The 17,025-nt window shown below is 69.5% G+C and carries 17 protein-coding genes and 1 pseudogene; 11 read left to right on the plus strand and 7 right to left on the minus strand.

What is annotated here, in order from left to right; all coding sequences use genetic code 11:
- Positions 1 to 13: 13 nt before the first annotated feature.
- The 4 genes from ACXJKQ_RS10840 to ACXJKQ_RS10855 all read right to left on the minus strand — a co-directional run bounded on the left by ACXJKQ_RS10840 (position 14) and on the right by ACXJKQ_RS10855 (position 5,029).
- Positions 14 to 1,336 (minus strand): SufB/SufD family protein, encoded by a 1,323-nt coding sequence (locus ACXJKQ_RS10840; protein WP_457105758.1) that lies wholly within the window; start codon positions 1,334 to 1,336, stop codon positions 14 to 16.
- A gap of 3 nt (positions 1,337 to 1,339) precedes the next feature.
- A complete protein-coding gene (gene sufC, locus ACXJKQ_RS10845; RefSeq protein WP_457105759.1) occupies positions 1,340 to 2,092 on the minus strand; it encodes a Fe-S cluster assembly ATPase SufC in 753 nt (250 codons plus the stop codon).
- Between the two features lie 224 nt (positions 2,093 to 2,316).
- Entirely contained in the window at positions 2,317 to 3,786 is a 1,470-nt protein-coding gene (gene sufB / locus ACXJKQ_RS10850) for a Fe-S cluster assembly protein SufB (RefSeq protein ID WP_457105760.1), read from the minus strand.
- 73 nt (positions 3,787 to 3,859) lie between these two features.
- Positions 3,860 to 5,029 carry a cysteine desulfurase family protein gene (locus ACXJKQ_RS10855; protein ID WP_457105761.1) on the minus strand — a complete coding sequence of 390 codons (1,170 nt, stop codon included), beginning with the start codon at positions 5,027 to 5,029 and terminating at the stop codon, positions 3,860 to 3,862.
- A gap of 276 nt (positions 5,030 to 5,305) precedes the next feature.
- Here ACXJKQ_RS10855 and ACXJKQ_RS10860 point away from each other — a divergent pair, with 276 nt between their 5' ends.
- The 3 genes from ACXJKQ_RS10860 (at position 5,306) to ACXJKQ_RS10870 (ending at position 7,787) form a co-directional block, all read left to right on the plus strand.
- Complete coding sequence (locus ACXJKQ_RS10860) at positions 5,306 to 5,962, plus strand: alpha/beta hydrolase (protein ID WP_043351944.1); 657 nt, start codon at positions 5,306 to 5,308, stop codon at positions 5,960 to 5,962.
- Positions 5,963 to 6,049: 87 nt separating this feature from the next.
- A complete protein-coding gene (locus ACXJKQ_RS10865; protein WP_012317698.1) occupies positions 6,050 to 6,436 on the plus strand; it encodes a response regulator in 387 nt (128 codons plus the stop codon).
- 58 nt (positions 6,437 to 6,494) lie between these two features.
- Positions 6,495 to 7,787: an O-acetylhomoserine aminocarboxypropyltransferase/cysteine synthase family protein gene (locus ACXJKQ_RS10870; protein WP_457105762.1), complete on the plus strand. Its 1,293-nt coding sequence runs from the start codon at positions 6,495 to 6,497 to the stop codon at positions 7,785 to 7,787.
- 184 nt (positions 7,788 to 7,971) lie between these two features.
- Here the strand turns inward: ACXJKQ_RS10870 and ACXJKQ_RS10875 are convergent, their stop codons facing one another.
- The 3 genes from ACXJKQ_RS10875 to ACXJKQ_RS10885 all read right to left on the minus strand — a co-directional run bounded on the left by ACXJKQ_RS10875 (position 7,972) and on the right by ACXJKQ_RS10885 (position 11,616).
- Positions 7,972 to 9,141 (minus strand): acetyl-CoA acetyltransferase, encoded by a 1,170-nt coding sequence (locus ACXJKQ_RS10875; RefSeq protein WP_457105763.1) that lies wholly within the window; start codon positions 9,139 to 9,141, stop codon positions 7,972 to 7,974.
- Between the two features lie 65 nt (positions 9,142 to 9,206).
- A complete protein-coding gene (locus ACXJKQ_RS10880) occupies positions 9,207 to 10,925 on the minus strand; it encodes an IlvD/Edd family dehydratase (protein ID WP_457105764.1) in 1,719 nt (572 codons plus the stop codon).
- A 121-nt stretch (positions 10,926 to 11,046) separates the two neighbouring features.
- Entirely contained in the window at positions 11,047 to 11,616 is a 570-nt protein-coding gene (locus tag ACXJKQ_RS10885) for an NUDIX domain-containing protein (RefSeq protein ID WP_457105765.1), read from the minus strand.
- A gap of 267 nt (positions 11,617 to 11,883) precedes the next feature.
- Here ACXJKQ_RS10885 and ACXJKQ_RS10890 point away from each other — a divergent pair, with 267 nt between their 5' ends.
- The 8 genes and pseudogenes from ACXJKQ_RS10890 to ACXJKQ_RS10925 form a co-directional block, all read left to right on the plus strand.
- The gene (locus tag ACXJKQ_RS10890) at positions 11,884 to 12,375 is read left to right on the plus strand and encodes a hypothetical protein (protein WP_457105766.1); all 492 of its coding nucleotides are present in this window, start codon (positions 11,884 to 11,886) and stop codon (positions 12,373 to 12,375) included.
- On the plus strand, positions 12,372 to 12,623 hold the full coding sequence (locus ACXJKQ_RS10895) for a monovalent cation/H+ antiporter complex subunit F (protein WP_457105767.1): 252 nt from the start codon (positions 12,372 to 12,374) through the stop codon (positions 12,621 to 12,623). The genes ACXJKQ_RS10890 and ACXJKQ_RS10895 overlap by 4 nt, the downstream gene beginning before the upstream one ends.
- Positions 12,620 to 12,904, plus strand: coding sequence for a monovalent cation/H(+) antiporter subunit G (locus ACXJKQ_RS10900; protein ID WP_457105768.1), 285 nt, complete (start codon positions 12,620 to 12,622; stop codon positions 12,902 to 12,904). The genes ACXJKQ_RS10895 and ACXJKQ_RS10900 overlap by 4 nt, the downstream gene beginning before the upstream one ends.
- 10 nt (positions 12,905 to 12,914) lie before the next feature.
- Entirely contained in the window at positions 12,915 to 13,166 is a 252-nt protein-coding gene (locus ACXJKQ_RS10905; RefSeq protein ID WP_457105769.1) for a Na(+)/H(+) antiporter subunit B, read from the plus strand.
- Positions 13,163 to 13,939, plus strand: coding sequence for an MnhB domain-containing protein (locus tag ACXJKQ_RS10910; RefSeq protein ID WP_457105770.1), 777 nt, complete (start codon positions 13,163 to 13,165; stop codon positions 13,937 to 13,939). The genes ACXJKQ_RS10905 and ACXJKQ_RS10910 overlap by 4 nt, the downstream gene beginning before the upstream one ends.
- 2 nt (positions 13,940 to 13,941) lie before the next feature.
- Complete coding sequence (locus tag ACXJKQ_RS10915; protein WP_457105774.1) at positions 13,942 to 14,343, plus strand: sodium:proton antiporter; 402 nt, start codon at positions 13,942 to 13,944, stop codon at positions 14,341 to 14,343.
- The gene (locus tag ACXJKQ_RS10920) at positions 14,340 to 16,094 is read left to right on the plus strand and encodes a complex I subunit 5 family protein (RefSeq protein ID WP_457105771.1); all 1,755 of its coding nucleotides are present in this window, start codon (positions 14,340 to 14,342) and stop codon (positions 16,092 to 16,094) included. The genes ACXJKQ_RS10915 and ACXJKQ_RS10920 overlap by 4 nt, the downstream gene beginning before the upstream one ends.
- An 89-nt stretch (positions 16,095 to 16,183) precedes the next feature.
- Positions 16,184 to 17,025: pseudogene (locus ACXJKQ_RS10925) on the plus strand (IS3 family transposase); the annotation flags it as partial.

The following is a 17,025-nucleotide window of genomic DNA, read 5'->3' on the forward strand; positions in this document are numbered from 1 at the left end:
ACCGGCCGGGATGTCAGCCCCGCGCCTTGAGCCAGGCTTCGATCTCGCCGATCAGCGCCGCGCGGGCGCCCTCGTGCGTGACCGCCTCCACCGCCTCGCCCACGAAGGCCTGCACCAGCAGGCTCTCGGCGACGGGGCGCGGCAGGCCGCGGGCCATCAGGTAGAACAATAGATCCTCGTCCGGCGCACCGCAGGTGGCCCCGTGGCCGCAGGCGACGTCGTCGGCGAAGATCTCCAGTTCCGGCTTGTTCATCATCTGCCCCTCGTCGGTAAGGAGGAGGCAGTCGGACTTCATCTTGCCGTCCGTCTTCTGGGCGGCCTGCCGGACGATGATCTTGCCCTGGAACACGCCGGTCGCGTCGCCGTCGATGATCCACTTGAACTGCTCGCGGCCGACGCCGCCGACGGAGGCATGGTCCGCAAGCAGCGTCGAATCGGCGAGCTGGCCCTTGCGCAGCATGGCGGCGCCGTTGACGACCACGTTCGTATCCTCGCCCGCGACGTGGACGAAGATCTGGTGGCGCGACAGCACGGCCCCGGTCACGAGGTTGACGGTCTCGACCTGCGCCTCGGCCTCGACTTTGAGCGACAGGGTCGAGAGCGCGATCGTGGCGTCCCCCTCGATGTTCAGGCGCGTATGCCGGAAGGCGGCCCTGGGGCCGACCACCACGTCGAGGGCGTCGTTGGGCTGACAGGTCAGCCCGTCCGGCCCCTCGTGGCTCTCCAGCAGGCTGAATTCCGCACCCTCGCCGAGCTGGACCAGCACGCGGGTCGCCGTCGAGAACGGCGCATCGCCGGTGCCGACGAAGCGGAGGTGCAGGGGCAGCTCCGGCTTCGCGCCGGGGGCGACCGTGATCACAGCCCCGTCCGCGAGGAAGGCGGTGTTGAGCTGATAGACCGGGTTCTCGCGGGCCTGGGACACCGGTGCGAGCTGCTTCAGGGCGGCGTCGCCCTTGGTCAGCGCCTCGGACATCGGGGTCACCGTGACGCCCTCGGGGATCCGGTCGAGATCGGACAGCGCGCGGACGAGGTGGCCGTTCACGAAGGTCAGGCGCGCGGCCTCGAGGCCGGCGAAACCCCGCGCCGCGGCGACGGCCGCCTTCGCAACGTCGAGGCTCGGCGCCTCCGCGGGCGGAGCGGCCTCCGTGATGGCGGCGCGCAGGTCGGTGTACTTGAAGGCCTCGACCCGGCGGCTCGGCAGGCCGGCCGCCTCGAAGAAGCGGAAGGCTTCCTCACGGGCGATCGCGGTTTCGCTGGCGAAGCTCTGGCGACCCGCCTCGAACAGCTTCGACAGGCCAGCCTCGGCAGGCGAGCGGAAGTTGGTGACGTCGGCCATGGCTCAGGCCGCCTCGCTGGTGCTGTATTCGGCGTAGCCCGACGCCTCGAGCTCCAGGGCCAGCTCCTTGCCGCCGGTCTTCACGATCCGGCCCTTCGCCATGACGTGCACGACGTCCGGCACGATGTGGTTCAGGAGGCGCTGATAGTGGGTGATCACCAGGAACGAGCGGCCCTTGCCGCGAAGGGCGTTCACGCCCTCGGAGACGATGCGCAGGGCGTCGATGTCGAGGCCGGAATCGGTCTCGTCGAGGACGCAGAACTTCGGCTCCAGGAGCGCCATCTGGAGGATCTCCATGCGCTTCTTCTCGCCGCCGGAGAACCCGACGTTGAGGGCGCGCTTGAGCATGTCCTTGTTGATTTCCAGCCGGTCCGCGGCGGCGTTGACCGCGCGGATGAAGTCGGGGGTCGAGATCTCGCCCTCGCCGCGGGCCTTGCGCTGGGCGTTCAGGCAGGCCTTGAGGAACGTCATGGTGCCGACGCCGGGGATCTCCAGCGGATACTGGAAGGCCAGGAACACGCCGGCGGCCGCGCGCTCGTCGGGCTCCATCTCCAGCAGGTTGTGGCCGTCGAGCAGGATCTCGCCGTCGAGGACCTCGTAGTCCGACTTTCCGGCGATGACGTAGGAGAGGGTCGACTTGCCCGAGCCGTTCGGACCCATGATTGCGGCGACCTCGCCGTCCTTCACGGTCAGGTCGAGGCCGTTGAGGATGCGGTTGTCCTCGATCTGCACGACGAGGTTCTTGATTTCCAGCATTGTCCGGTAGTCCTGTTCGAAGTCGCTGATTGTCCCCCGTCCCCGAGGCCTCGCCGCTCACGCATCCTGGCGTGATGACGGGCGACGCGCTCTCCTCCCCCGTGCGGGGAGGAGCCGGAGTTGGGGTTGGAGCGGAAGGCAGCGCCGAATCTGATCCGGCACCACCCCCAGCCCCGGCCCTCCCCGCAAAGGGGAGAGCGGATGTACACACGCGTCGAGAGCCCTCAGCCCACCGAGCCTTCCAGGCTGATCGAGATCAGCTTCTGGGCCTCGACGGCGAACTCCATGGGCAACTGCTGCAGCACGTCCCGGACGAAGCCGTTGACGATGAGCGCGGTCGCCTCCTCTTCGGAGAGGCCGCGCTGCTGGCAGTAGAACATCTGGTCCTCGGAGATCTTCGAGGTGGTCGCCTCGTGCTCGAACACCGCCGAGGCGTTCTTCGACTCGATGTACGGCACCGTGTGCGCGCCGCACTGGTCGCCGATCAGAAGGGAGTCGCAGTTCGTGAAGTTGCGCGCGCCCTTGGCCTTCTTGTGGGCCGAGACGAGGCCCCGGTAGGTGTTCTGCGAGCGGCCCGCCGAGATGCCCTTCGAGATGATCCGGCTCGTCGTGTTCTTGCCGAGATGGATCATCTTGGTTCCGGAGTCGACCTGCTGCATGCCGTTCGAAACCGCGATCGAGTAGAACTCGCCGCGCGATTCGTCGCCGCGCAGGATGCAGGACGGGTACTTCCAGGTGATCGCCGAGCCGGTCTCGACCTGGGTCCAGGAGATCTTCGAGCGGGCGCCGCGGCAGTCGCCGCGCTTCGTGACGAAGTTGTAGATCCCGCCCTTGCCCTCGTTGTCGCCCGGGTACCAATTCTGGACGGTCGAGTACTTGATCTCGGCGTCATCCAGGGCGACGAGCTCGACCACTGCGGCGTGGAGCTGGTTGTCGTCGCGCTTCGGGGCCGTGCAGCCCTCGAGATACGAGACGTAGGAGCCCTTGTCGGCGATGATCAGCGTGCGCTCGAACTGGCCGGTGTCGCGCTCGTTGATGCGGAAATAGGTCGACAGCTCCATCGGGCAGCGCACGCCCGGCGGGATGTAAACGAACGACCCGTCCGAGAACACGGCCGAGTTCAGCGTGGCGAAGAAGTTGTCGGTCACCGGCACGACCGATCCGAGGTACTTCTGCACCAGCTCGGGATATTCCTGCACGGCCTCCGAGATCGGCATGAAGATCACGCCGGCCTTCGAGAGTTCCTTCTTGAAGGTGGTGGCCACCGAGACCGAATCGAACACGGCGTCGACCGCCACGCGGCGCTCCGGCGCGATGCCCTCCAGCACCTCGACCTCGCGCAACGGAATCCCGAGCTTCTCGTAGGTCTTCAGGATCTCGGGGTCGATCTCGTCAAGCGACATCGCCGCCGGCCGCTTGGGCGCCGCGTAGTAGTAGATGTCGTTGTAGTCGACCTTGTCGTAGGAGACCCGCGCCCATTCCGGCTCCTTCATGGTCAGCCAGCGCCGGTAGGCGTCGAGGCGCCATTCCAGGAGCCACGCGGGCTCGTTCTTCTTGGCCGAGATGAAGCGGACGACGTCCTCGGAGATGCCCTTTTCGGACTTCTCCATCTCGATGGTGGTCTCGAATCCGTACTTGTACTGGTCGAGGTCGATCGAGCGGACCCGGTCAATGGTTTCCTGCACGGCAGGCATCAGCGTCTCCTAGGCATCTCCGGCGTCAAGGACCGGGAAGCGTCTGTCGGAAAGCGGAGGGGTACGGCCGCGTTCAGGCCGCGCGCCCTTTCCGCTTATATAGGGGCTGCAAGACCCGTTCGAAGGCGTCGAGGAAGCATGACACCTCCTCGTCCACCGTGTTCCAGCCGAGGCTGACGCGGAGCGCCCCCCCGGCGAGATCCGGACCGACGCCCATAGCGGCGAGCGTCGCCGAGCGCGTGACCTTGCCCGAGGAGCAGGCCGAGCCCGACGACACCGCCACGCCGGCGAGGTCGAGGGCGATCAGGGCGCCGGGCGCGTCGAGGCCCGGGACCGAGAAGCTCAGGGTGTTGGGCAGGCGCGGCGCTCCCGCGGCGAACACCACGGCGTCGGGCGCCAGAGTCCGCACGCGCGCCTCCATCCGGTCGCGCAAGGCCGACAGCCGCGCCGCTTCCGCGTCGAGGGACTCGCGGGCGATCCGGGCCGCCTCGCCCATGCCCACGATCGCCGGCAGGCTCTCGGTGCCGCAGCGCTGCCGGCGCTCTTGGCCGCCCCCGCGCAGGAAAGCGGTCTCCAGGGTGACGCCGTCCGCCAGCACCAGGGCGCCGACGCCTTTCGGGGCAGCGAACTTGTGGCCCGACAGCGTGAGCGCGTCGAGGCCGAGACCGGTCATGTCCAGGGGGATCTTGCCGGCCGCCTGGACCGCGTCGCTGTGGACAAGCGTCCGGCCGTGCGCCCGCGCCAGGGCCACCACATCGGCCAGCGGCTGGACCGCACCGGTCTCGTTGTTGCCCGCGTGAACCGAGAGGAGCACGCTTTCCTCCGCCAGTTCCGCGAGGCGGGACTCCAGCGCGGCGAGGTCGATCACACCGTCGCGGTTGACCGGCAAGGCCTCCACGGCGGCTTCCGGGAACCGGTGGCCGGCCGCGACGCAGGGGTGCTCCGTGGCCCCGTGGAGCAGGCGCGTCGCGCCGGGCTGCCCGCGGCCGCGCAGCGCCCCCGACAGGACCGCGTTGGCCGCCTCGGTCCCGCCACTGGTGAACACCACCTGGTCGGGCCGTGCGTTCACCAGGGCGGCGACCTGCGCGCGGGCGGCCTCCAGGGCGGCCCGGGCGGCACGGCCCTCCGCGTGGATCGAGGACGGGTTGCCGGGGAGCATCAGCGCGCGCGCCACAGCGTCCGCAACGGCCGGGCGGACCGGGGCGGTGGCGTTGTAATCGAGATAGGCGCGTGCCCGGCTCATCCGTGTTCCGTTAAGGCCTCTGTTGCGGCGCGTCACAATTCCTTGCCCGCGCGGCGGCTCGCCGTGCTAAGGCGCGCCGACAAAATGAAATCCCGCCCGGCCGTGTTCGGTCGGCGTGACAGCCAACGCGATGGGCCGGAGCGGCTTTTTTTAGAATAGTTCTAATCGACTAGAACTATTCTAAGAGCGCTTTTATGATGCCCGCGCGATGAGTCAAGGCTGCTGCGCCGCCGCGCCGATCGCCCGGTTGGCGATCTCGACAGCGAGAGACGAGCGATGCCCGAAGTCATCTTCACCGGCCCGGCCGGCCGCCTGGAAGGCCGTTATCAAGCCCCCAAGAAGCGCGGCGCGCCGATCGCGATCATCCTGCACCCGCACCCGCAGTTCGGGGGCACGATGAACAATCAAATTGTGTACAATCTTTTTTACACCTTCGCCAATCGCGGCTTCGCAGCCCTGCGTTTCAATTTTCGCGGGGTCGGCCGTAGCCAGGGCTCCTTCGATCACGGATCGGGCGAACTATCCGACGCGGCCGCGGCCCTCGATTGGGTGCAGTCGGTCAATCCGGAGGCGAAGTCGTGCTGGATCGCCGGCGTCTCGTTCGGCTCGTGGATCGGCATGCAGCTGCTGATGCGCCGGCCGGAGATTGAGGGCTTCATCTCGATCGCCGCGATGGCGAACCGCTACGACTTCACCTTCCTGGCGCCCTGCCCGTCCTCGGGCCTGTTCGTGCATGGCTCGGAAGATCGGGTGGCGCCCGCCCGCGAAGTCATGCCGGTGATCGAGAAAGTGAAGACCCAGAAGGGCGTCATCATCGAGCACCAGATGGTCGACGGAGCCAATCACTTCTTCGACGGAAAGGTCGAGGAACTGACCCAGACGGTGGACACCTATCTCGATAAGCGCCTCGGCAAGCGTGAAGAGGCAGCCTGACGCAGCCGGGACCCCTGCCTTGACGCGGGGAGCCCCGTGGGAATACGGCGCGGGCTTCGGAATTTGAGACTCACCTTCGCAGGTCTGATGTCAGATAGCCCGTCCGACCAACCCGTGGTGCTCCTGGTGGAAGACGACGGCCTCCTGTTGATGGAGGCCTCGGACACTCTCGCGGATGCGGGCTTCACCGTCGTGGAGGCGACCCACGCCGACAAGGCTCTCAAGGTCCTGGAGAATCGCGACGACGTCGGCGTCCTGATGACCGACGTCGACATGCCGCAGGGCTCGATGGACGGATTCGCCCTCGCCCGCCTCGTGGCCCATCGCTGGCCGTCGATTCCGGTGCTGGTGGTGTCCGGCATGGGCACGCCCGGCCCCAACGACATGCCGGAGGGCGCGCGGTTCATCCCGAAGCCCTACGAGCCGACCACCCTGGTCCGAACCCTTCAGGCCTTCATACGCCGCGCGGCGTGACGCCCGGTTGCGCGCGGGGTCACCCCCGGTCCGGGCCTGCAACACCCGACCGAGAGCCATGACGGACAAGAACCGACCGCACCGCTTCGCGACCCGGGCCATCCATGCCGGTGCCGCGCCGGATCCCGCCACGGGTGCACGGGTCCAGCCGATCTATTTCACCAACGGTTTCGTGTTCGACTCCACCGAGCAGGCGGCGGACATCTTCGCCGGACGCCGGACCGGCTTCTCGTATTCGCGCGGCTCCAACCCGACGGTGGCGGCCCTGGAGCGGCGTATCGCCGACCTCGAAGGCGCGAAGGCGGCGGTCGCCGTCTCGTCCGGTCAGTCGGCCATGCTGCTCGTGCTCATGACGCTGATGAAGAGCGGCGATGCCTATGTCGCCTCTCCGCGCCTGTTCGGCGGCTCGCTCGGCCTCATGCGGCGCCTCGACGGCCGCTACGACCTGAAACCGCATTTCGCCCGCGGCATGACCCCGGAGGATTTCGAGGCGGCGATCACGCCGGACTGCCGGGCGATCGTCTGCGAATCGATCGTGAACCCCTGCGCCTCCGTGATGGACCTCGCCGGCATCGCCGCGGTGGCGCGCCGCCACAACCTGCCGCTGGTAGTGGACAACACCCTCGCCTCCCCGGCGCTCATCCGGCCGATCGAGCACGGCGCTGACATCGTCGTGCACTCGACCTCGAAATTCCTGGGCGGCTCCGGCCAGACCATCGGGGGCGTGATCTGCGATGCCGGCCGCTTCGATTGGGCGAAGGTCGGCGGCTACAACCTCATCACCGAGCCCTGGCCGGATTACGACGGTCTCGTCCTGACGGAGGCCTTCCCGGCGACGCCGTTCGCGGCGGCCTGCCGGTTCTTCGGCCTGCGCGACCTCGGCCCCGGCCTGTCGCCCATGAACGCGTTCCTGACGCTGATGGGCATCGAGACGCTGCCCTTGCGGATGGAGCGTCACTGCGCCAACGCCCGGGCGGTGGCGGCTTTCCTCAAGGACCACCCGGCGGTGGCCTGGGTGAGTTATCCGGGGTTGCCGGGGCAGCCCGGGGAGGACCTCGCACGGCGCTACACACCGAACGGGCCGGGCTCGATCTTCACCTTCGCGTTGAAGGGCGGGGAGCAGGCCGCGCTCACGTTCATCGCCGGGCTGGAGTTGATCTCGCACCTCGTGAACATCGGCGAGATCAAATCGCTGGCCATCCACCCGTCCTCCACCACGCACCGGCAACTGCCGGAGCACGAGAAGGCCGCCGCGCAGGTGGGGCCGGAGACCGTGCGGCTGTCGATCGGGCTGGAGAACGAGGCCGACCTGATCGCCGATCTCGTTCAGGCGCTGGACAAGCTGGGCTGAGCGGGGCACCCGCGATCAACGGGCGCGTGCATTCCTCCGCCCGCTCCGTCATCGCGAGCGCAGCGAAGCGACCCAGATTACCGCGCGTCTGGTCGGCATGGCGTCACTGGGTTGCTTCGCTGCGCTCGCAAAGACGCCACCGGTCAGACTCACTTAGCTCTTCGACGCCGCTGCAAACGCCCCCTCAGCGACGCCGCTCCAGGATCGACACGTAGTTGGCGACAGCCGCCCCGCCCATGTTGAAGATCCCCGCGAGGTCCGCCCCGGGCACCTGCATCTCGCCGGCCTCCCCCATGAGCTGCAGGCAGGCCATCACGTGCATCGAGACGCCGGTGGCACCCACCGGATGGCCCTTGGCCTTAAGGCCGCCGGACGGGTTGATCGGCAGCCGGCCGCCCTTCTCGGCCAGACCCTCGCGCACCACGCGGTAGCCTTCGCCGGGGGCGGCGAGCCCCATCGCTTCGTACTCGATCAGCTCGGCGATGGTGAAGCAATCGTGGGTCTCCACGAAGGAGAGGTCGTCGTTGCCGATCCCGGCCTGAGCGCGCGCCTTCTCCCAGGCGAGCCGTGCGCCCTTGAACTCCGTCGGGTCGCGGCGGGACAGGGGCAGGATGTCGTTGACGTGCGCCCGGGCGCGGAAGCCGATCGCCCGCTCCAGCCCCTCGGCGGTCTCGGCGTCCGCCACCACCAGAGCCGCGGCCCCGTCCGAGATCAGGGAACAGTCGGTCCGCCGCAGGGGCGCCGCCACGTAGGGGTTCTTCTCCGAGACCCGGTTGCAGAAATCGAAGCCGAGATCCTTGCGCAGCTGCGCGTAGGGGTTGCCGACGCCGTTGCGGTGGTTCTTGGCGGCGATCCGCGCTAGCTCCTCGCTGCGATCGCCGTAGCGCTGGAAGTAGCCCGCCGCGATCCGCCCGAACACGCCCGCGAAGCCGCCCTCAATCTCGGCCTCCTCCTTGCGGTAGGAGGCGCCGAGCAGGATGTCGCCGGTCTCGGTCACGGTCTTGGCCGTCATCTTCTCGGCGCCGATCACCAGGGCGATCCGGCCGCGGCCGCTGTCGACGAAGTCGAGGGCGGCATAGAGCGCCGCCGAGCCGGTGGCGCAGGCGTTCTCCAAATGGGTCGCCGGCGCATGGGCGAGGCCCGGCCGGTTCACCGCCACGAGGGACCCCTCGAAACCCTGCTTCGAGAAGCCGGTGTTCATCGAGCCGACGTAGATGCCGTCGACCTGGGCCTCCTCGACCCCGGCATGCGCCAGCGCCTCGCCCGAGACCCGGGCGATCAGACCCTCGACATCCGGCTCCTCCAGCTTGCCGAAGGGGGTGTGAGCCCAACCCACGATGCAGGCGCGCGTCATTCCGTGACCTCCCGAGTCCTGTCCGGACGATGGGGCTGCCGAGGCCGGCGATCAAGCCGGACGCTTCAGTTCCCGCCCTCCTCCCCCATCAGGAAGTCGAAGTCGCAGCCCTCGGGGGCCTGGGTGACGGTGCGGCGGTAGAGCGCCTTGTAGCCCCGGCTCGGGACCGGCGGCGGCCGATGGTCCGCGAGCCGGCGGGCGATCTCGTCGTCCTCGACCAGCAGATCGATGCGCTTGTCGCGGATCGACAGGCGGATCCGGTCGCCGTCGCGCACCGCGGCCAGCGGCCCGCCGATGGCGGATTCGGGGGCGATGTGCAGCACGATGGAGCCGAAGGCCGTGCCGGACATCCTTGCGTCGGAAATGCGCACCATGTCCTTCACCCCTGCCCGTGCGAGCTTCTTGGGAATGGGCAGGTAGCCGGCCTCCGGCATCCCGGCCGCGTGCGGCCCGGCATTCTGCAGCACCAGCACGTCGCCCGGCGCCACGTCGAGGTCGGGGTCGTCGATCCGCCGGCTCAGGTCCTCCAGGCCGGTGAACACCACCGCCCGGCCCTCGGACTCGAACAGCTCCGGGGTCGCCGCCGCGCGCTTGAAGATGGCCCCTTCGGGGGCGAGGTTGCCGGTGAGTGCCACCAGCCCGCCCACGGCCGAGACCGGGTTGTCGAAGGCGCGGATCACCGCACGGTCGACCCAGCCCGCGGGCTCGTCCAACCGCTCGGCCAGCGTCCTGCCTTCCACGTCGACGGTGTCGAGGTGGAGGAGCGGGCGCAACTCGCGCAGCAGCGCCCCCATGCCGCCGGCCGCGTGGAAATCCTCCATGTAGCCCTCGCCCACGGGCTTCAGGTCGACCAGCACCGGCGTCTCGTCGGAGATCGCGTTGAAGCGCGCGTAGGGGATGCGGATGCCGAGCCGCCCGGCGATCGCCGTGAGGTGCACGATGGCGTTGGTCGAGCCCGAGACCGCCATCAGCACCCGGACGGCGTTCTCCACCGACTTCCGGGTGATGACCTGGGAGGGCACGATCTTCGACTGGATCAGCCGGACCGCCGCGCGCCCCGATTCTTCCGCGGCCACCAGCCGGTCGGAATGCACCGCCGGGATCGCGGCCGTGCCCGGCAGCGACATGCCGAGCGCCTCGGCGATGCACGCCATGGTCGAGGCTGTCCCCATCACCGCGCAGGTGCCGGCCGTCACGGAAAGCCGGCCCTCGACCTCGGCGATCTCCTCCGCGTCGACGGTGCCGGCCCGGTACTTCGCCCAGAAGCCGCGGCAATCGGTGCAGGCGCCGAGCCGCTGGCCCCGGTGGCGGCCGGTGGACATCGGGCCGGTCACGAGCTGGATCGCCGGCAGGCCGGCCGAAGCCGCGCCCATGAGCTGGGCCGGCACGGTCTTGTCACAGCCGCCGATCAGCACGACGGCATCCATCGGCTGGGCCTGGATCATCTCCTCCGTGTCCATGGCCATCAGGTTGCGGTACATCATACTGGTGGGGTTGAGGAAAACCTCGCCGAGCGACACCGTCGGGAACGGCCGCGGCAGGGCGCCCGCCGCCAGCACGCCGCGGGAGACCGCCTCAACCAGCTCGGGCATGCCCCGATGGCAGTTGTTGAAGCCCGACGGCGTCATGGCGATGCCGACCACCGGCTTGCTCAGCAGGCTCGGCGAGAGGCCCATCGAGCGGGCGAAGGAGCGGCGCAGGTAGCGGGCGAAGTCGCGATCGCCGTAATTGGTCAGGCCGCGGTCGAGCCCGTGCGGTTCGGTGTGTCCGGCGTCTTCGCTCATGCCATCGATCCCTGAAGCCCGGTCTCCGCCGACCATCAGCGCAGGTGGAAGGCGATCCACGCGGCTCCGGCGAGCACCAGTGCAGTAAGCAACCCTTGAGCGATCACGCGATAGCGGATTCTCACGCGGGGAACAGCTCAGGATGACGCGCGCGCAGCGCCAGAAGCAGGGTAAGCGTTTTCAGGTCCGTGATCGCGGCCCGGTCGGCCAGGGCGGCGAGGTCGGCCAACGGCATCTCGACGACGCGGATGTTCTCGTGTTCGCCTTCGGCGCCTCCGCCCGCCTCCGCGCGGTCGGCCTGGCCATAAGGCGCGAGGTAGAGGTGGATCTTCTCGGTGGTCAGGCTCGCGCAGGAATAGGTGGCGCCGACGAATTCCAGATCGTGCAGACGCAAGCCAACCTCCTCGAGGACCTCCCGGCGGGCGTTGTCCGCCGGACTGCCGTCGTCGATCAGGCCGGCGGGCGCCTCGAGCTGGACCTGCTCGCCCGCCGCGAAGAGGGGCGGCACCCGCAGCTCGCGCACCAGGGTCGCGACCTTTCGTGCGGGATCGTAGGGCAGGATCCCCACCGAATTGCCGTGATCCTCGATCTCCCGCTCGACCACCGCGCCGTCGGCGAGGCGGACCCGCGCGATCCCGAAGCGGCTCCAGCCCTCGTGCACGAACCGGATGTCGAGGATCTCGGCCTTCATCGCTTGTCCCTGTGCCTGCAAGGTCTGCTCGATCGCCGAAATCCAACCCGCGCCCGAGACCTTTCGAGGCCGCAGCTGCGCTGCGTCGGCATCAGGCTGGTGTCGCGGGTTCAGACCGCGTGCATTGAGCGGGTACCGAGGTCCTTACACGGAACCGTGTCGTCGGGTTCCGGGAACGCCGACGCCCGCGGCTCCGTTTTCTGGGGCATGCGCACGGGCACGCTTCCGGAGGCCGCGCTCCGATCTGGATCGATGTGAGCAGGTTCGATGCGGGCAGGACCGATCAGCAGCCTCCACGAGCGATCGACGCGTGACGGCGTCGGAATCTGGATTGCCCTCGCCCTGGTCTACATGGTGTTCGCGGGTTCGGTGAGCCTGAACGAGGGGCTGGCGGCCGTCGGCTGTGCCACCCTCGGAACGGTCTGGTGGTGGGGAGTGGGGCGGCGCGGCGGCGTGCGGTTCCGCTTCGACCGGGCGGCCCTTCGGCCGATGGGGCCGGCCCTCCTCGGGATGCCCCGCCAGACCGCACGGGTCGGCCTCCACCTGGCGAGGGTCGCGCTCGGTTCCGCCGAGGGTGGAGTCACCCGCGAGCGCAGCGTCTCCGAAACGGACTGGGCGGCGCCCACCGGGGACACGGCACCGGCTGCGCGTGCCGTCGGGCTGCTCGCCGCCGCCCTTGCCCCCGACAGCTACGTGCTGACCCTCGACCGTACCCACGGCACGGTGGCGACGCATGCCCTTGAGGACGTGGCGCGATGACGATCTGGACGGCGGCCATCCTGGCGCTGCTGCCCCCGCTGGCCCTGGCAGCGGCGATGGCGTGGCGGGGCCGCCCCGGCCAGCGCTTCGCCGCCTACCAGCTCGCCGGCAGCATCACGGTCCTGATCCTGACGCTGCTCGCCTTCGCCACCGATCAAGCCTCGATCACCGATCTCGCCCTCACCCTGGTCCTGCTCAACCTGCCGGGCACGATGCTGCTCGCGGTTTTCCTGGAGCGCTGGATATGAGCGTCGTGATCGGCATGCTCCTCGGCCTGACGGTGGCTGCGACGTGGCTCGCAGCGCTCGCCCTCTGGCGCCTGCCCCGGGCGCTGGACCGGCTTCACGCCCTCGCCTTCCTCAACGTCGCGGCCTCGGGTTTCGTGACCGTGGCGGCCTTCCTGGCGGACGGCATCTCGGGACGGTCGCTGAAGATCCTGCTGATGATGGTGGTCTTCCTCGTCTGGGCCGCGGTGCTGTCGCACGTGTCCGGCCGCGCCCTGCTGATGCGCGAGGGCCGTTCGGCATGAGAGCGCTCCGATGACCGTCATCCTGCCGCTTCTCTTCCTGTTCACCGCCGTCTCCGGCACGGCGGTGGTGCTGGTGCGCGACCCGGCCCGGCAGGTCTTCGCCATCGCGGTCAACGGGCTCGTGCTGGCGATCCTGTTCGACGCGCTGCAGGCCCCCGACGTCGCCCTGTCGGAGCTGGCGGTGGGCTCGGCGGCGGTGCCGCTCCTGTTCCTCGTGGCGCTCATGGCCGTGCGGAACCAGCCGCCCGAGGAGGAATCGTGAGTCCGCGCCTCCGCGTCGCGCTGCTGGCGCTGTCGGCCCTCGTCCTGCTGCCCGGCGCCGCCGCGGTCATCGCCGGCCTGCCGCCGTTCGGCGCGACGATCGCCCAATACGGCGAACGCATCAACGCGATCACCCCGGAGGCGCGCCACGTCGCCAATATGGTGAGCGCGATCAACTTCGACCTGCGCGGCCTCGACACCCTCGGCGAGGAATTCATGCTCCTCGCCGCCATCACCGGCACCGTCGTCCTGCTGCGGGGCCGCCGTGGCGAAGGCAACACGGAGCGCGCCCTCCACCGGCCCGGCCGCGCCGTGATCCCGCGCTCGGAGGCCACGGTGCTCGCCTGCCGGATCGCCGGCCCGCTGACGGCGCTCTTCGGGCTCTACGTGGTGCTGCACGCGACGGTCACCCCCGGCGGTGGCTTCCAGGGGGGCGTGATCCTCGCCTCCGGGACCCTGCTGATCTACCTCGGCGAGGGCTACGCCGGCTGGCGGGACGCCATCCGCAGCCATTGGCTCGACGCCCTGGAGGGCGGCGGAGCGCTGCTCTTCGCCCTGTGCGGGCTGGCGCCGATGCTCACCGGCGCCGCCTTCATGCAGAACGTCCTGCCGCTCGGCACCTTCCGCGACCTGTTCTCCGGCGGCCTGATGCTGGTCGAGAACCTCGGCGTCGCCCTGGCGGTGGCCGGCGGCTTCACGCAGCTCTTCCTGGAATTCATGGAAGAGACCCGCGCGGCGGACGAACCCGAAGAGCCCGGAGAGGAATCCGCGTGAGTATGCTGCCCTACGCGGTTGCCGCGTGGCTGTTCGGCGTCGGCCTCTACGGCATCGCCACGAGCCGCAACTTCATTCACCTCGTGGGCTGCCTCGGCGTCTGCCAGTCCGCGACTTACGTGCTGCTGCTCGGCCTCGGCTACCGGTGGGGCAGCATCGCCCCGATCTTCTATGACCATCCGCCGGGCACGCCCGCCGTCGATCCCGTGATGCAGGCGCTGGTGCTCACCGATATCGTCGTCGGCGCGACGCTGACCGCCCTCCTCCTCGTCCTGACCATCCAGGCCTACAAGCGCGGCGGCAGCCTGGATCCGGAGAAGCTCCGGCCGATGCGCGCCGGCGGCCCCTCCCCGGGCGGCAAGGAAGCGGGCCGGGTGGACGGAAGCCAGCGGACCACCCCGTGACCGCCTTCCCCGCCGCGCTCCTCCCGCTGCCGGTCGCCCTTCCCCTCGTGGTCTGCGCCACGATGCTGGCGACCGCCCATCTGCTGCCGGGCCGCCTCCCCGATATCCTGGCGACGCTCGCCGCGCTCGGCGTCGCGATCCTGTCCGGCGTGATCGCCACAAATGCCGCCGACGGTCCCCTCGTCTACTGGTTCGGGGGCTGGGAGCCCCGCGACGGCGTCCATCTCGGGATCGGCTTCTCGGTGGACGCGGTGAGCGGCTGGGTCGCGGCCTTCATCGGCCTGCTCTATGCCCTCACCTTCGTGTTCGCCTGGGGCTTCTTCGGCCGCACCCACGGGCACTTCCACATCCTGATGCTGCTGTTCCTGGCCGCCATGGTCGGGTTCTGCTTCACCCGGGACATGTTCAACATGTTCGTGTGGTTCGAGGTGATGAGCGTCGCCGCCTTCGCGCTCACGGCCTACCACTTGGCGGAATCCGCGCTCGCTGGTGCCATCAACTTCACGGTGGTCAACAGCCTCGCCGGATTCCTGATGCTCGGCGGCATCGGGTTGATCTACGCGCAGACCGGCACGCTGGATTTCGACGGGATCGCGGCCGCGGTGGCGCGCGCCGGCCGCGACCCGGTCGTGGCCGGTGCCTTCTGCCTCGTGGCGGTCGCGCTGATGATCAAGGGCGCGATCGTGCCGTTCCAGTTCTGGCTCGCCGACGCCCACGCGGTGGCGCCGAGCCCGGTCTCGGTCATCTTTTCCGGCTCGATGGTCTCGCTCGGGCTGTTCGGCCTCGCGAAGGTCAGCGCCGTCGTGTTCGGGGGGGCCGAACAGGTCCAGCATGCGCTGCCGGCGCTGCTCACTGCCCTCGGCGGCTTCACCGCTCTCCTTGGCGGCTGGATGGCCCTGCTGCAGCGCCACCTGAAACGGATGCTCGCTTTCTCGACGATCTCGCATGCCGGGATCATGCTCACCGCCCTCGGTGCCCTCTCGGCGGGTGGGACGGGCGGGATGCTGGTCTACGTGGTCGGCCACGGGCTGGTGAAGGGCGCCCTGTTCATGATCGCCGGGATCCTGCTGGCCACCCGGGCGAGCATCGACGAGATCGCCCTGCGCGGCCTCGGGCGCGGCATCGGGCCGGCCGGGATCGCCATGGGGCTGGCCGGGCTCCTTCTCTGCGGCCTGCCGATCGGGATCCTCGACCAGGGGACACGCCTCGTCCAGGGCGCTCTGATCCAGCAGGGGCACGCAATCGCCCTGGCCGCCGGTGCCGTCGGCGCGGCGCTGACCGGGGCGGCGGTGCTCCGGGCTGCGGGCCGTATCTTCCTCGGCCTCGGACCGGATCCCGGCGACGAGGCCGGGGCGCCGAGCGAGGACGAGCGCGAGAAGGCCAACCGGCCCCTCTGGCTCATGCTCGCACCCTGCTGCGTGCTGCTCGCCCTCGATGTCGGGCTTCCGGCGGACCTGATCGCGCACGCCCTGCCGCGGGCGACATCGGACTTCATGCACCGGCCGATGGCGGGGGCACTTGCGGAGGGGCCGGCGTGGTTGCCGTGGACGTCCGTCGTCCTCGCCCTGGCGGGCGCGGGGTACGGTCTGTTCCGGAGGAGGCTGCCGGCTTTCGTGGTCCGTCCCGTGAGCGTCACGCAATCGGCGCCGACGCGCACCCTGGAGGTGCTGCACAGCGGCCTGATCGGGGACTATGCGACGTGGCTGGCGGTCGGGTTGGCGGTGGTGGCGGCCGTGGTGGCGATGGCGTGACGGCGCGCGCGGAGAGGCCTGGCGCCCTCGAGCGATTGGACTTGCCCCGCGAAAGTGGAGAGCTCTTTTCCTGAAGGAGGGGGTTTCCGATGGCGGACCGGAAGCAGACCTTTACCCCTGAGTTTCGCGCTGAGGCGGTGCGATGAGCGCAGACGAGCGGGCGGTCCCGCCGCGAGGTGGCCGCCGATCTCGGCGTTGGGCTCTCGACGCTGCGCACCTGGATCGAGGGCCGGCGTGAGCGGGAGATGGATCACCCGCCGGCCGATCGGCAGGAGGACATGGCCGCCGAGCTCAAGCGCCTGCGGCGCGAGAACGAGGTGCTGCGTCAGGAACGGGAGATCCTGAAGCGGGCCACAGCTTTTTTCGCCAAGGAGGGAAGTCGATGAGATTCCGCCTCATCGACGCGGCGAGGAAGGACTTCCCCGTCGCGAGCCTGTGCAAGGTCCTCGCCGTCAGCCCGAGCGGCTATTTCGCCTGGAAGAACCGCCCGGCATCGACGCGGCAGCGCGAGGCTCTCGTGCTGCTTGCCCACGTCCGGTCCGCCCTCACGCTCTCGCACGAGACGTACGGCAGCCCGCCCATGACACACGAGCTGCGCGAGCAGGGTTGGGCGGCACRTCGGCGGCGCGTGACCCGGCTGATGCGGGAGAACGGGCTCAAGGCCCGCCAGCCGCGCCGTTTCCGGTCGACCACCGACAGCAGTCACGCCTTTCCAGTCGCCCCCAACCGGCGCGCCAAGGACTTCACGGCGGCGGGGCCGGATCGGAAGTGGGGCGCGGACATCTCCTACGTCTGGACGCGGGAGGGCTGGCTGTACCGGGCTGGCTGTACCGGGCGGTGGTCCTCGATCTGTACTCCCGACGGGTCGTGGGCTGGGCGGTGGGCGATCGCCTTCACAAGGAACTTGCACCGGCTGCGTTGCGACGTGCCC

Source organism: Methylobacterium sp. P5_C11, assembly GCF_054049775.1.